The 313-nt window shown below is 33.9% G+C and carries 1 pseudogene; it reads left to right on the plus strand.

Annotated elements, in window-relative coordinates:
- Positions 1-230 (plus strand): annotated as a pseudogene (gene prfB, locus ETC07_RS16115) (peptide chain release factor 2); the annotation flags it as partial.
- Positions 231-313: the final 83 nt, after the last annotated feature.

Below are 313 nucleotides of genomic sequence, written 5' to 3' on the forward strand. Positions count from 1 at the left end.
TGAAATCAAAACTTTATCAATTAGAGATGGATAAAAAACAAGCCGAAGTCGATGAACTTCGTGGTGATCAGTCAGACATCTCTTGGGGAAGCCAAATTCGTTCTTATGTCTTTATGCCTTATCAGTTGGTCAAAGACACAAGAACAGAGTATGAGACAGGGCAAATTGATAAAGTAATGGACGGAGATCTTGATGGCTTTATCCATGCTTACCTACGTTGGAAAATGTAAGTTAGTAATTCAAGCGAAATTCATTTGTAACTTTAAAGAAAAACTGTAAAATAATTTATACCTAAAAATCTTTTTATCTGGTA

This window comes from Halomonas borealis (genome assembly GCF_004798905.1).
Taxonomy (GTDB): Bacteria; Pseudomonadota; Gammaproteobacteria; order Pseudomonadales; family Halomonadaceae; genus Halomonas; species Halomonas borealis.